11 protein-coding genes are annotated in these 14,406 nt (G+C 62.1%); 6 read left to right on the forward strand and 5 right to left on the reverse strand.

Going from position 1 to position 14,406, the window contains the following annotated elements; genetic code table 11:
• Positions 1 to 2: 2 nt before the first annotated feature.
• Positions 3 to 782: a helix-turn-helix transcriptional regulator gene (locus NLY36_RS18455; protein WP_023736221.1), complete on the reverse strand. Its 780-nt coding sequence runs from the start codon at positions 780 to 782 to the stop codon at positions 3 to 5.
• A 182-nt stretch (positions 783 to 964) separates the two neighbouring features.
• On the opposite strand from NLY36_RS18455, the gene NLY36_RS18460 reads away from it, so the two are divergent.
• The 5 genes from NLY36_RS18460 (at position 965) to NLY36_RS18480 (ending at position 8,239) form a co-directional block, all read left to right on the forward strand.
• Complete coding sequence (locus tag NLY36_RS18460) at positions 965 to 3,052, forward strand: hydantoinase/oxoprolinase family protein (protein ID WP_050485755.1); 2,088 nt, start codon at positions 965 to 967, stop codon at positions 3,050 to 3,052.
• A gap of 12 nt (positions 3,053 to 3,064) precedes the next feature.
• Positions 3,065 to 5,269, forward strand: coding sequence for a hydantoinase B/oxoprolinase family protein (locus NLY36_RS18465; RefSeq protein WP_023736219.1), 2,205 nt, complete (start codon positions 3,065 to 3,067; stop codon positions 5,267 to 5,269).
• On the forward strand, positions 5,266 to 5,751 hold the full coding sequence (locus tag NLY36_RS18470) for an acetone carboxylase subunit gamma (RefSeq protein WP_023668821.1): 486 nt from the start codon (positions 5,266 to 5,268) through the stop codon (positions 5,749 to 5,751). The genes NLY36_RS18465 and NLY36_RS18470 overlap by 4 nt, the downstream gene beginning before the upstream one ends.
• A 101-nt stretch (positions 5,752 to 5,852) precedes the next feature.
• Positions 5,853 to 6,680, forward strand: a complete 828-nt coding sequence (locus NLY36_RS18475) for an SDR family NAD(P)-dependent oxidoreductase (protein WP_023736218.1) — start codon at positions 5,853 to 5,855, stop codon at positions 6,678 to 6,680.
• Between the two features lie 275 nt (positions 6,681 to 6,955).
• Positions 6,956 to 8,239 (forward strand): O-antigen ligase family protein, encoded by a 1,284-nt coding sequence (locus NLY36_RS18480; RefSeq protein ID WP_023736217.1) that lies wholly within the window; start codon positions 6,956 to 6,958, stop codon positions 8,237 to 8,239.
• 10 nt (positions 8,240 to 8,249) lie between these two features.
• Here NLY36_RS18480 and NLY36_RS18485 read toward each other — a convergent pair whose 3' ends face one another.
• From NLY36_RS18485 to NLY36_RS18495, 3 genes are all read right to left on the reverse strand, one after another.
• Positions 8,250 to 9,341, reverse strand: coding sequence for an acyltransferase family protein (locus tag NLY36_RS18485; RefSeq protein WP_023707795.1), 1,092 nt, complete (start codon positions 9,339 to 9,341; stop codon positions 8,250 to 8,252).
• 177 nt (positions 9,342 to 9,518) lie between these two features.
• Positions 9,519 to 10,742, reverse strand: coding sequence for a polysaccharide biosynthesis/export family protein (locus tag NLY36_RS18490; RefSeq protein ID WP_032998072.1), 1,224 nt, complete (start codon positions 10,740 to 10,742; stop codon positions 9,519 to 9,521).
• 218 nt (positions 10,743 to 10,960) lie between these two features.
• Positions 10,961 to 11,638: a sugar transferase gene (locus NLY36_RS18495; RefSeq protein ID WP_023668816.1), complete on the reverse strand. Its 678-nt coding sequence runs from the start codon at positions 11,636 to 11,638 to the stop codon at positions 10,961 to 10,963.
• A gap of 607 nt (positions 11,639 to 12,245) precedes the next feature.
• Between NLY36_RS18495 and NLY36_RS18500 the strand changes: the two genes are divergently transcribed.
• A complete protein-coding gene (locus NLY36_RS18500) occupies positions 12,246 to 12,518 on the forward strand; it encodes an exopolysaccharide production repressor protein (protein WP_023668815.1) in 273 nt (90 codons plus the stop codon).
• Positions 12,519 to 12,565: 47 nt separating this feature from the next.
• On the opposite strand, the gene NLY36_RS18505 is transcribed toward NLY36_RS18500, so the two are convergent.
• Positions 12,566 to 14,401: an ABC transporter ATP-binding protein gene (locus tag NLY36_RS18505; protein WP_023736215.1), complete on the reverse strand. Its 1,836-nt coding sequence runs from the start codon at positions 14,399 to 14,401 to the stop codon at positions 12,566 to 12,568.
• Positions 14,402 to 14,406 lie beyond the last annotated feature (5 nt).

The following is a 14,406-nucleotide window of genomic DNA, read 5'->3' on the forward strand; positions in this document are numbered from 1 at the left end:
GACTAACCGTCTGCCCGATGCTGGAAGAACTGCAAAAACAGCTCCCGTTCGGTGGTGATGTCGAGCTTCTCGTAGATGCGGCGGCGGTGGTTCTTCACCGTGCCGACGGCGATGCCGAGCCGTTCCGCGATGTTGGCGGTCGGATGTCCCGCCAGGATCAACTGCACCAATTCCCGCTCGCGCAGCGACAGCTCCGGCCACAGGCTCGCAGGAATGGTCGGCTCCTGCCGGGGCGAGGCGCCGGGGCCGGTCGGCGCCGATGTGCGGGAGAATTCCGTCCCCCGCGCCTTGATGTCGAGTGCATGCAGCGCCTCGAACACCGGCAGCCGCTCGTCCAGCAGGGCGATCTCGCTGTCCTTGAAGGTGGAGGTCGAGCGGTCGAGGAAGATGCCGAGGCACCAGTCGCCGCCATCGGCCAGCATGATACCGACCTCGTCGCAGATTTCCGACTGCGCCAGGAAGCCCGCTATGTACTGGCCGCGTTTGGCTTCGTCGTCGGCAAGCCGCTTCAGCGACGTGATGCCCAGCCTCTGCTCACGCCGCCACGAGGCATAAAACGGGTCGAAGACATAGTAATTGTCGAGATAGCGCCGGACCATCTCGTCGGAGAAGCGCCGGTGCTTGATGAATTCCGGCGTCTGCGTCGCCGAATATCGGGTCACGGTGACGAGATCGTGCTCGATATCGGCGCCGATCAGGTCAATCAGGCAGTCGACATGCCTGTCCGTACCGTTGGCGGCAATCGCCCTGGCGAGCGGCCCCCAGATATTGCCCATGCGCATGCCCTTTTCTCGGCAATCCCGACGCGGCGGTCATTGTGTCTTTTGGCATATGGCGCCAGGCCGCCCAAGGAATCTAGCTTGAGCCATCCTAGAGCAAGCCTGAGGCGACCGTGACACAACCCAACCCCACCAGTCCCATTGTCGGCAATCCAATCGTCATCGGCATCGACGCCGGCGGCACCATGACCGACACGATCCTTGTCGACCAGGACGGCCACTTCAAGATCGGCAAGTCGGCAACCACGCCCAAGAACGAAGCCGAAGGCTTCCTTGCATCGGCCGAAGACGCGGCCGACGCCTGGGGTATCTCGCTGGAGCAGCTGTTCTCCGGCGTCAACGTCGTGCTCTATTCCGGCACCGGCATGCTCAACACACTGTTGTCGCGCACCGGGCGCCGGCTTGGCCTGATCACCACCAAGGGTCTGGAAGACATGATCCTGATGGGTCGCGGCCTGCAGGCCTGGGCCGACTATTCCTATGCCGACCGGCTGCATGCGGTGACCCACCATCATCCCGATCCGCTGGTGCCGCGCCGTCGCACCCATGGCGTCACCGAGCGCATCGACCAGTTCGGCGACATCGTGCTGCCGCTCTACGAGCATGAGGTCGCGACTGCAGCCAGGAAGCTGATCGCCGACAAGGTCGAGGCGATCTGCATCATGACCATCTTCTCGCACGTCAATCCGGTGCACGAGAAGCGCATCGCCGAGATCTGCCGCGAGGAAGTGCAGAAGGCCGGCGCCGACATTCTCGTCTACACCAGCCACGAAGTCCGCCCGGTCATTCGCGAACAGTCGCGGCTGAACTCGGTGCTGATCGAGGCCTACGCGACGTCGCGCGGCCGCAAGCAGCTTAGGGGTATCGAGGACGTCTCGAAGAAATACGGCTTCAAATACGGCGTGCAGACTTTGCTCTCCTTTGGCGGCCTGACCTCGATCAATCATCCGCGCCTGCACGAAACCATGATTTCGGGCCCGATCGGCGGTATTCTCGGCGCGGCCTATGTCGGCAAGCTCATCGGCAACGACTCCCTGATCTGCTCGGACATGGGCGGCACCTCCTTCGACATGGGCGTCATTTCGCGCGGCCAGACGCGGATCGAGAACGAGCCGCTGATGGACCGTTTCAAGCTCAACGTGCCGACGTTGCATCTCGACACGATCGGCGCCGGCGCCGGCATGATCCTCAAGGTCGACCCGCTGACCAAGAAAGTCTCGCTCGGGCCGGAAAGCGCCGGTTCCGACCCCGGCCCCATCTGCTTCGCCAAGGGCGGCACTGAACCCACCATCGCCGATTGCGACGCCATACTAGGCCGCCTCAACCCGTATTATTTCCTCGGCGGCAAGGTCGTCTTGCAGGTCGAGAAGGCGCGCAAAGCGTTTGAGGAAAAATGCTCCAGCATCCTTGGCGTCGGGGTCGAGGAGGCTGCCGAAGGCATGATCGACATGCTGGAAGCCGATGCCAACAACGCGCTGCGCCGGGTCATCTCCGGCCAGGGCATCCATCCCTCGGAATTCACGCTGCTGTCCTATGGCGGCTCGGGTCCGCTGCATCTGGCCGGCTGCTCCAGGGGCATCGGCTTCAAGGACATCATCACCTTCCAGTTTGCCGCCGCCTTCTCGGCCTTCGGCTGCACCACCGCCGATTTCATGCGTCGGCATTCGGTGTCGACGCAGCACGACATCGGCGCCCGCGCAAGCGATAACGAGCTGCTCGCTTTCGGCAAGAAGGTCACCGACGTCTGGAATGATCTCACCAAGGCGGCGGTCAACGAGATGATCAGCGACGGCCATATCAGAGACAAGATCAAGACCGTGCCGTTCCTGATGATGCGCTACACCGGCCAGCTCGAGGATGTCGAGGTCATGGCACCGCTTGCCGAGGTCAATTCGGCTGACGACATGCGTAGGGTCATCGACGAGTTCGAGGCGGTCTACGCCAAGGTCAACCATCGCGTTTCGCGCTATGGCGAAGCCGGCTTCACCATCACCGAGCTCGGATTGATCGCCACCGCCGACAAGGTCAAGCCGGTGCTCTTGAAGCGCCCGCTCGGCAAGTCGGCCCCGGCAGCAGCGCACAAGGGCGTGCGCGAGGCCTATATCGGGGGACGCTGGCACAAGGCCAATCTCTACGAGATGGACCTACTGCAGCCCGGTCATGAGGTGATCGGTCCGGCCATCATCGAACATCCCGCCACCACGCTCGTTGTTCATCCGCAGGACCGTGTCCACGTCGATGAGTGGACGCTGCTGCATTACACCCATTCTTGAAAGAGCACCGCCATGTTGGACAGACCTGCCTCGGCCCTGCGCCTTCGCGAACGGCTGCTCGATTCAGAACGGCTGATGGAAGAGACCGGCTGCTATGACGGCATCACCGAGCTCACGCTACGCAACCAGGACCCGCTGAAATTCGAGACGCTGCACACCAAGCTGCGTGCCTATTGCGTCTCGGCCCGCGAAATGGCCCGCCGCATCTCGGCCTCGCCCGGCGTGCGCGAAGTCGGCGAAATGGTGGTGGCGATCTATACGCCCGAGGGCGATGCGATCGCGCTGTCCAACGGCATCATGGTCCACGTCCACACGATGAGCCGCTTCATCAAATGGATGATCGAGAACAATTACGAGGAAAACCCGAAGATCCGCGAAGGCGACATCTTTGCCAACAACGATGCCTTCATCGGCACAGTGCAGGTGCCCGACGTCATGGACGTGGTGCCGATCTTCCATGAAGGCACGCTGGTCGGCTGGGCCGGTGCGGTCTGCCACGAGCTCGAAGCCGGCGGCATCACGCCCGGCGGCGACGTCTGCCTGGCGCAGGAGCGCTTCACCGAAGGCCTGTTCGTCTGCGCCGAGAAGATCGGCGAGAATGACGAGATCCGCCGCGACTACGTCATCCGCTGCGAGCGCAATCTACGCATGCCGATCTACTGGGTGCTCGACGAGAAGGCCAAGGTCGCCTCCTGCATCGACATGCGCGAAAGCGTCAAGCAGCTGATCTCGGAGATCGGCCTCGACTACTGGATGAAGGTATCGAAGGAGTTCATTGAGGAGGGTCGTCGTGCCCAGCTCGCCCGCACCCGCCAGCTCACCGTGCCCGGCATCTATCGCGGCCACACCTTCTATGGCCATGTCACGACGGGCAAGCCCGGCTTCCAGCTGCTTGGCGATCCCGACTGGCTCTACAACATCCCGATCGAGATGGAGATCACCACCGACGGCAAGATCACCATGGACTTCGAGGGCACGCAGCCCTGGGGCTACCATTCGATGAACTGCACGCCGGCCGGCATGGATGGCGGCATGTTCGTCACCTTGACCCAGCACATGAATTTCGAGGGCCTGGTCAATGACGGCGCCTGGATGGCGACCGAGCTGAAGCTGCCGCACGGCACCTGGACCAATCCCGACAATGAGATGGTGGCGACCGCCACATCCTGGGCGCTGCTGCTGCCGGCCTATGGCGTGTTCCAGCGCCTTTTGTCGCGCGGCTTCGTCGCGCGCGGCTTCGTCGAGGAAGCCTTCGTCGGCCAGGTCAACAGCCCGATGATCGAGATGGGCGGCGAAAGCCAGTACGGCACGCCGTTCGGCATGGCGCATTTCGAATGCGCCGCCGCCGGCTCCGGCGCGCTCGCCATCGCCGATGGCCTCGACACCGCCTATGTCGGCTGGAATCCGGAATCCGACATGGGCAACATTGAGGTCTGGGAACAGTCGATGCCGATGGTCTATATCGGCCGCTCGATCATGCCCAATTCGGGCGGGGCCGGCAAATATCGCGGCGGCTGTTCCTTCGTCTCGACCTGGCTGATCAACAAGACCTCGCACCTGCGACTGCACACCTCGGAACACTCCTCGCGGGTATTCGACAATGGCGGCATGTGCGGCGGTTATCCCGCGCCGACCTGCCAGAAGCATCGCGCGGTGCGCAACTCCAACATCCACGAACTGGCGGCAAAAGGCGAACCGCTCTCGCATGCCCCAGGTATCGATCCGCATGTCTCCGACTACGAGAAGAACATCGGCGGCGACCATGCCGTGGTCGAAGGCCCCTACATCACCTCGCCGCACAAGTCGGGGGACATCTTCAGCCATTCCTACAATGGTGGCGGCGGCTACGGCGACGTGCTGGAGCGCGATCCGGTCAAGACCGCCTGGGATGTCGAGAACGGTTTTCTCACCCGCCAGGCGGCGATCCAGATTTTCGGCATCGTGCTGAAGGACGACGCCGAGGGTTATCCGGTTGCCGATATCGACGCCACCGTCGAACGTCGTGCCGCCATGCGCAGAGAGCGTCTGGCCAAGGCGATCCCGGTTTCGGACTGGATCGCTGCCGAACGCGGCCGTGTCGAGAAGGCCGACTTCGCGCCCGAGGTGAAGAAAATGTATGCCAGCGCGATCAAGCTATCGTCGCGCTTCACCAGGGATTTCAGTGATTTCTGGACTGTCGACGCCAGATCGATCTTCATGCCGGGAGCAAAGCCATGACCTCATACAGCAAGGAAGTCCTCGGCGATCTCTCAGCCGGCAAGCTGCCCTGGCCGCAGACAAAGCGCATCATGAGCGCCTACAAGGACGACGACCGCTTCTTCAAGATGCTCGCCGTCTATCAGGACCGTGTCGCATGGAAGGACCCGATCCTGCTGCCGGTCTCGGATCACCTCTTCATCTGCCAAAGCGGCGATGAACGGATCACCCGCTGCGAATGCGGCCACTCCTTCGGCGACTACCGCAAGAACTGGAAGCTCAAGGCTGCGATCAACGTGCGAAACACCGAGGAAGCGCTGCGCGAGATCTATCCCAACAGCGATATCCCCGATCCGCAATGGATGGAAATTCGCGAATTCATCTGTCCACAATGCGGCACCATGCACGAAGTGGAAGCGGCGGCGCCGGGCTACCCGATCGTCCATGATTTCGAGCCAGATCTCGAAGGCTTCTACCGCGAGTGGCTGGGCAAACCGCTTTAGCGAAACTCGATGTTACGGCCGCGTTGCCGGCAAGGTAGCGCTCCTAGCCGGCGACGGACTTTGAATAAACGCATCGTACGTCGCATCGGAGACTGCCCACCATGACAGACCTTTCCGGCCGCAGCGCCATCGTCACCGGCGGGTTTTCCGGCATGGGTTTCGCCATTGCTACGGCCCTGGCGCAAGCCGGCGCCAATGTCGCCGTCGGCTCCTACATCGCGCCCGCCAGCGCCGACAGATCCGACGCCGCCTACTATCCCGGCGCCGATGAACTCGAGGGCGTGCGGTTGGCCCTGTCGGCACACGGCACCAAGGTTTGTGCCGCCCATCTCGATGTCCGCGACAGCGAGGTGACCAACCGGTTTGCAGCCGACGTGCAGGCCGCCATCGGCCCGGCCGACATACTGGTCAATGCCGCGGGCACCACCGCCGAACAGCCGGTCTGCGGCCATTCCGACGCGCTGTGGGACAAGATCGTCGACACCAATCTCAGCGGAGCGTTCCGCGTCACCCGAGCTGTGCTGCCCGGCATGATCGAGCGCGGCTGGGGCCGTATCGTCAACATCGGCTCGACGGCGGCTTCCGTCGGCTGGAAGGACAACCCGGCCTACTGCGCCTCGAAGGCCGGGCTGCTCGGCCTTACCCGCTGTGTAGCGCTGGAAGGCGCCGCGCACGGTGTCACTTGCGTCATGATCAGCCCGACCTGGGTCGAGACCGAACTGATGCGCCGCAACGTGGCGCAGATCGTCGAGCGTGAGGGCAAGGGCAGAACCGCCGAGGAAGCGATGGCCGAGATCGCCAAGGGCAATCCCCAGCAGCGCATGCTGCAGCCGCAGGAAATCGCGGCTCTAGCCGTGTTCCTGTGCTCGGATCTGGCCAAGGGCATCACCATGGAAAACATCCAGGTCACCGGCGGAGCGCTGTGGTAGCGGCCACAGTTTGAATTTTCGAACAAGCGAGCCGCATTAACGCCATTTGTCGGTTGCATGGTCGTTTTGGCCCTGCCTGCAGCAACTTTACCCCTCGCGGCAAATTTACCATTGAGTGACAGGCGATAAAGGTTATATTGTGCACTGCACAATGGATGCCCGCTGATCGGGGTCCGGCAAGGGCAGGTTCCGGCGATCGCGCATGACGCAGAAAAGCCGACCATGGGCGCTTCAGCCCAGCCGAAAGGCGGCAGCATGAGAAATCCGGTACGGATATGAAGATCCCGAAATCCATTCTGATCGATCCGGACAACAACAAGGCCTATGCCGCCTTCGCCGTTGCGGTGTCGGTCTTTGCCTTCGCCTACTCCACCAATTTCGGCCAGATCCTGATCCTCGCCTACTATCTGGTATGGCTGCCGCTGCTGTTCGTCGATTACCGGCGTTTCGCCCGCGATCTCTCCAGCGCCTGGCTGCCGCTGCTGTTTGCGGCCTATGTCTGCCTGTCGCTGTTCTGGTCGCAAGCGGCCGGCATCAGCGCGCGGGCGGGGCTGCAATATTTCTCCCACATGCTGTGCGCCTACATCGCGGCGCGCACCATCAGCACGCGCACGCTGGTGCTGGGCTCGCTGATCGGCATCTTCATCGTGCTGCTGTATTCGCTGAAGGTTGGCGCCTATGCGCTCGACACTATCGACGGCACCACCAATTTCGTCGGCGCCTTCGGCTCCAAGAACCAGATCGGCTTCTTCGCCTCGCTCGGCATCTTCTTCTGCTTCGCTTTTCTGGCCTTCTACCGGCGCAACTGGATGAGCTTCGTCTGGACCGCGCCGATCATCCTGCTGTCCGTCTATATGCTGGCGATCGCCCACTCGGCGACGTCAGTCGCTTCGCTTCCGGCGGTGATCGGTGTCGTTGCCTTGCTTGCCATGAGCAAGGTTCTGTCACGCCGCTACCGCCGCGTGCTGTTCGTCGTCGGCGCTACGGCGCTGGTCGGCGGTGTGATGGCTGCGCTGAACCTTGGCCTGCTCGATGTCGTGCTCGGCATCTTCGGCAAGGATTCGACGCTGACCGGCCGCACCTATCTCTGGGAACAGGGCTGGGCCGCCGCGCAGCAGCGTCCGGTGCTCGGTTATGGCTATGCCGCCTACTGGATCCAGGGTTTTGCCGATCCGGAACGGCTCTGGGCCGAGTTCTACATCTCCACCCGCACCGGCTTCCATTTCCACAACACCTATATCGAGACGCTGGTCGAGCTCGGCTTCATCGGCGTGACGATGCTGGCGCTGATCATCCTGCGCTCCTTCTGGGGCCATGTTTCGAAGGTGGTGTTCGGTGACTGGAGCGCCGATTCGGTGGTGCTCGCCGGCGCGGTCGGCATGATGCTGATCCGCTCCTTCTTCGAGGTCGAGATCCTCGGCCCCTATTTTATGGCCTCGTTCATCGTCTATTACGGCCTGTTCAAGCTGCGCCCGGTGCCGCTCGCCAGGGCAAGGCGGGCCTATGTTCCGGTGCCGGACGAGAACACCGCCAACGGCCGCATGCCGGCGCGCGTCTGACTTGCTTATCTCAGGCGACGGCGCGCTTGCGCAGCATCAGCCGCTGCAGGAAGCGGCGCAACGGCTCGTCATAGAGGCGCGTGGCGATGTCGGCGATGACGATGACGGAAACCGCCATGACGATGCCGAACCAGGGATGATGCGCGAACGGGTCGATCGCTGCGGCCTTGCCCGCCCCGGCGATGATCATCAGCAGCGGCGTGTGGATGATGTAGATTGGGTAGGAAATCCGCCCCAGCCAGCCATAGAGGCCTGACAGGCGCGGCGCCGTCGGCGCAATAGTGCCGACCACCACCAGCGCCGGGAAAACAAAGACGACGCAGGCGAGATCGTAGGCGACGCGCGCGCCGCCGGCCGGCGCGATGGCAAAGACGACGAGCGTCAGTGCGATCGCGGCCTCTATCCACCAGCCGCGCCGCAGAAAGCCGAGCCCGCTTTGATAGCGTGTCATGGACCGGCAAAGCAGCACGCCCAGGAAGAACGAGAAACAGACGCGCGGCAGGCCGCTGATGATGGTCGATCCGGTCATGCCGAAGTCGAGGGTGCCGGCAATGATAGAGACGACCACCAGCAACACCAGACTGACGGCAATGAGCGTGCTCAGCACGCGTTTCGTCAGCAGGAAGAAGACGGCGACATAGGCTATGTTGACGATCAGCTCGAAGAACAGCGACCACGACGCGGGGTTGAGCGGAAAGATCGTGTGATAGGCATCGCTGACCAGCGGGATGAAGAACATGCCGGTCGTCAGCATGGTGCCGATCTCGGAGATCGGCATGTATTCCGCCGGAATCAGCCGGTTCTTGACGACGAGATAGAAGAAACCGAGCAGCGTGCCGGCGAGGTAGAGCGGGTAGAGGCGTATCAGGCGGATCGCCACGAAGGTGCCGACGCCCATGCCGTTTTCGATCTTGCGGTCATAGGCATGCGCGATGACGAAGCCGCTGAGCAGGAAGAACAGGTCGACGGCCAAATAGCTCGACGGCAGCACCTTGCCGGCGGCCAGGAACGGCGAGAAGTGGTAGAGCATGACGCTGATCGCCGCGACGCCGCGGATGGCATCGAGATTGAGGTAGACGTGGCGCGGTGCGGCGGGCTGCATGGAATGCCTTCAAGCGGTCGAAAAACGGAAGTTCCCGCCCGCACCCTGGCGCGAACGAGCCGAACTGGTTCCTCCCGCCTCCATCGCGCGGGCCTCGCCGAGCGAGCCCGAGCGCTAGAGCAATTCCGGGAAAAGTGGGAAACGGTTTTCCGTCCGGAATTGCTCCAAACAAACAGGTTACTGGCTGGCCGTCGGCGCCAGCTTCACCTTGATGACGTCGCCCGGCAGCACCGGCGTATCTTCCTTGGCGTCGATCTCGCTGGTCTTGCCGTCCGTCACGCGCACCAGCGAATAGATGAGCGCCGGCTCTTCATTGTTGTTTGTGATGGCGGCGGTCGTGGCCGGGTCCGATGCCTGGGCCATCAGGCCCTGTTGCATGTTGACCCTGAGTGCGGCTTCGTTGAGGTCTGCTTCGACCTGCTGCCGGTCGGCGGCAAGTCTCGACTTCAACGTGTTCTGGGCATCGATGGCATCCTGCGTCGCCTTGCTGACCGACTGCTTGGCGGTGAGGATCGCCGTCTCATAGTCCAGTATCTTGCCCTGCAGATCGGTGACCGACTGTTGCGAGGAAAGCAGGCGTGCGTTGGCGACCAGTCCCTTTTGCGCCAGCGGACCGATACTGTCCGCCTGCTGCTGCGCCAGGTCGACCTGCTTTTGCTGGTTGACGATCTTTTTCTGCAGCGCCTCGATTTCGGACTGCAGGACCCCTTTCAGATCGTCAAGCGCCTGCAGCTTCAGCTTCAACGCTTTCTGGTCGGAGATCAGGATCTGCATTTCGTCGGAGACGATTGTCGCCAGGCGCGGGTCGCCCTCGACTTCCTTGGGCGCCTCGAAACTCTCCTTGCCGGCGAGATCGGCATCGATGCGGGCACGCTTGACGATCAACCGCACGCGCTGGTCGTCATAAATGTCGAAATTGCCCTTGGCGGTGATCAGGTCCTTGCCGAGCTGGGTGCCGAAATCGGCGTTGCGCCGGATGCCGCCGGCGATGCTGATCGCCTTGAGCACGGTCAGCTCCGGCACATAGGGAAACTGGCCAGGCGTCTGGATCTCGCCCGAGATGTAGAACGGCCGGAACTGCACCATTTCCACCGAGGCTTCCGGCTTGTCCGACAAGGCAAGCTTGCGCTGCAGGGCGACGCTGATCGCGGCCGCAACCTCCGACGTGGTCTTGCCGGCGGCCGGCAGTTCGCCGACGAACGGCACCGACAAATTGCCGGCGGGACCGACCGAATATTCGCCGTTTACCGCCGACCAGTCACGGAACGTGCCTTCCACCGTCTGCCACTCGGCGACGCGGATGTTGAGCTTGTCCTGCGAGCCGAGCCGGTACTCGTCGGCCATGGCTGGAACCGCGAGCGACAGAGCGAGGCACGTGGCGACGAGCCGTGCCGGCCGCATCGGGCCGGCAAGGCGAAAATACGCTGATATGTCTGTTTTCAACTGAACGTTTCCGATCCGTTTTGGCCCCATCCGCCCGATAGGCCTGCTGCCGAGTGCCTCCTTCGGAACCTGGCAGAATACTATGGCTGCAATGCGAGACCGGCCCATCGCCGAATAGCTTTGGACCGGATTGGCTTCGGGCCGTACCGGCCCGATTGCTGACCAGTTGCGGTCGGTCAGTAGGAACCGCGCGACATCCACACCGCAGGCACGGTCTTGAGGATGATGCGAACGTCTTCGAACAGCGACCAGTTCTCGACATAGTGACGGTCGAACGCGACGCGACTGTCATAGGAGACATCGTTGCGTCCGCTGACCTGCCAGAGCCCGGTCAGGCCCGGCCGCGACTTCAAATAATAGACCGCGGCGCTGCCGTAGATCTCAAGCTCGTCGCGCACCACCGGGCGAGGCCCGACAAGGCTCATGTCGCCCTGCAGGATGTTGATGATCTGCGGCAGCTCGTCGAGGCTGAGCTTGCGCAGAACGGCGCCGACGCGGGTGACGCGCGGATCGTTCTTCAGCTTGCGGGTCGCGATCCATTCGGCGTTGGCTTCCGGATTGGCCGCGAGATAGGCGGCCAGCACACGTTCGCCGTCTTCGACCATGGTGCGGAACTTGAGGCAGGGGAAAATCCGCCCACCGCGTCCGATGCGCTTGTGGCCGTAGAAGATCGAGCCGCCGTCGGAAAGCTTGACCAGAAGGGCCACCATCAGGAACAGCGGGCTAAGCGCCACCAGGCCGACAAGTGAACCGAAAATATCGAAACTGCGCTTCAGCAGCCCGCCGATGGGTGGCGGAAAATCTACGCCGACATGCGAAAATGCCGCATTGGCCGACTTGGCAACGTCCCTCATGCAAAAGCTCCATACGTTGAACGGATGGTTTATGCCACGATACCAAAAAAATGCTGCAGCGCAACACACAATTTCCCATATGGCTGAAATAGTCACGTCAGGAATTGACTAAATAATAAACGCTCCTTGCCCAAATTTTGCCCTTTATGGCGGGTTTGTGACGAATAATTAGCAACCGTAGGAAATGTAATGCCTTTTTTCGGCGGGTTTTGGGCAAATCGTCCTTTGCCGCAGAGGGAACGGCTCTAACTGATTTTCGAATCACTGGCTTCGCTAAATTAATCAAGTAAAATACTAATCAACATTGTAGATTCTACTGTAGTATAAAGCGCATGACGAGTTAGGTCACCACCCCTGCGTGTGCATCGCAGCATGGCGGAGTCCAAGCCGCCGCCAAGCCGAAAATTATTGCAGGTTGCCCTTGCCGTCAGTTTCGCGCCTTAATAGAGTCGCAAATTATTCCTGATAGAGTCTGGATGGGTTGGGAAGGCCGGAAGCAACCGGCCGAAAAAGAGCAGCTAAATAAGCTCGCATGGCGAATGGGGAGATACTCGGGTGGGTAAGTCATCGCTTTTGCATGCTCGGGCCGGTTGACGGGCCGCCGAACATGTCATTACCAAAATTCGTCATTGGAATGGTTTTCGCCCTCGCGATCGTGGTCGCGTGGTCCTATGTCGACGGCGCGACGGTCACCACAACGGTGCTTCGCGTCATCGGCTGCGCTGTCCTCATCCAAATCGGTTATTTCCTGTTGGTGTATGTGATGATCGCCAGGAGCGCGCCGACATCGGCCGACAGGGCTCGCGACGCCGAAAGAAGCCTCGGCGCCGACAAGGCGGTTGAAGGCGAGAAGCTCTCGGCGAGGCGCAGCGTGCATTGAGCAGTCTGAAGCCGCAAGGTCGGCCTCGGATCATCTTGCAGCCGGACTCAGCCTGCTTCGGCCGGCTCGGGTTCCGATTGCTCGCCTGAAAGCATTTTCGACAGGCGGCTGCCGGCCTTCGCTTTCAACCTCTGATATTGCCCGACTTCGACGATTCGTCCGTTTTCGACTGCAACCACCCAGTCGGCGAAGGCGATCATCGATGGCCTGTGCGCAATGGTCAGGATCGTCATCGATCCGCGCAAGCCGTCGATCGATTTGGCGATCAGGGACTGATTCTGCCAGTCGAGCGCGCTGGTCGCCTCGTCGAGAATGAGCAGCGAAGGTTTGCGCAGCAGCGCGCGCGCCAGCGCGATGCGCTGGCGTTCGCCGCCCGAGAGCCGGACGCCGCGGTCGCCGACCACCGTGTCGAGCCGCAACTCCAGCCGCTCGACGAAGTCGGCGCCATGCGCGGCGCGCAGTGCAGTCCACAGCTCCGCGTCACTGGCTTGCGGCGCGGCAAGGCGCAGATTGGCGGCGATCGTATCGTGCAGCAGGAACACGTCTTGCGGCACATACGCCACCTGGTCGCGCCAGCGCCGGCGGTTGGCGGCGCCGATCTCGACGCCATCGGCCAGGATCTTGCCCTCGCTCGGTTCGAGCAGGCCAAGCAGCATGTCGGCAAGCGTGCTCTTGCCCGATCCTGACGGACCGATCAGCGCCGTTACCTTGCCGGCGGGAAGGCCAAAGGTGACATCGCTCACCACCGGCTTGCCGCCGGCCTCATAGGCAAAGGAGACGTTGCGGATGTTGAGCCCGACATCGAGCGACAGCTTGGCATCCGATTCGCGGTTTGCCGGCTCGCTTTCGGCATCGAAACGCGCCTGCATGTCGCGCATCGAGGCATAGGCCGGCAGGTTGATCAGTACCTGCTGCGCCTGCATCTGCATGTCCATGAAACGCGGCGCGATGCGCATGAACACCAGAAGCAGGACAACGATCTCGGCCAGCGAGAGGTTGAAGCGGACCAAAGCGACATAGATGAACAGGCTCAGACCAATGACGCTGGCGACCTGGAACAGAGCGGTGCCGATGGTGCTGTTGCGCACATAGTTGATGTTGTCGGCCTTCATCTTCTCCAGCGTCGCGCGAAGCTGCGCGTAATAGGTCGCCTCGACATTCAGACTCTTGGCCACCTTGATGCCGCCGAGGAACTCCGAGACCGTTCGGTACTGCTCCTGGCGATTGCTGGTCAAGACCCGGCCGAAGGCGCTGGCTCGTGCCCGAAACGGCTGCAGCGCCAGGAAGGTGACGATGCCGACGACAATGGCAAACGCCGTCATCACTGGCGAAATGAACAGCGAGACAACGAGATAACCCGCCAGAAGCACGGCGATCTGCACCAGCATCAGCAGCGAGAACGCCGCCGACTGCACGCGGTCGATATCGCCGGTCAGCGCATGGTCGAGATCCGAGCTTCGCATGCGCGCGAATATCCCCCACCGCGCCTTGCCGATGCTCTCGAACAGGTTCATGCGCAGGCGATTGATGAAGTCGAGCAGCAGCCGCGCCATGTAGACGGATTTATAGCGGTTGAACGCTGCCTGCAGTGCGACAAGCCCGACCAGCAGGCAAAGCACCGTGGTCAATTGCAGCGTTCCGTCCGGAGCCAGCCAGCGCACCCAGTCGCGGTCAGGCAACCTGACCGCGAAATTCTGCTCGGGTCGCCCGACCAGATGCAGCAGCGGCACCAGAAGCAGGATCGAGATGCCTTCGGTCAGGCTTCCCAGGATCAGGAACAGCAATGCCGTGAAGGTCCTGCGCCCGCCGATCCGGGCCATGGCGGCGCCGAAGCCGGCGACATCGCGGTAAAACGAAAAGCGCAGGATCTGCGATGCGGACATGTCAG

Origin of the sequence: Mesorhizobium sp. C399B (assembly GCF_030323185.1) — a bacterium.
Classification (GTDB): Bacteria; Pseudomonadota; Alphaproteobacteria; order Rhizobiales; family Rhizobiaceae; genus Mesorhizobium.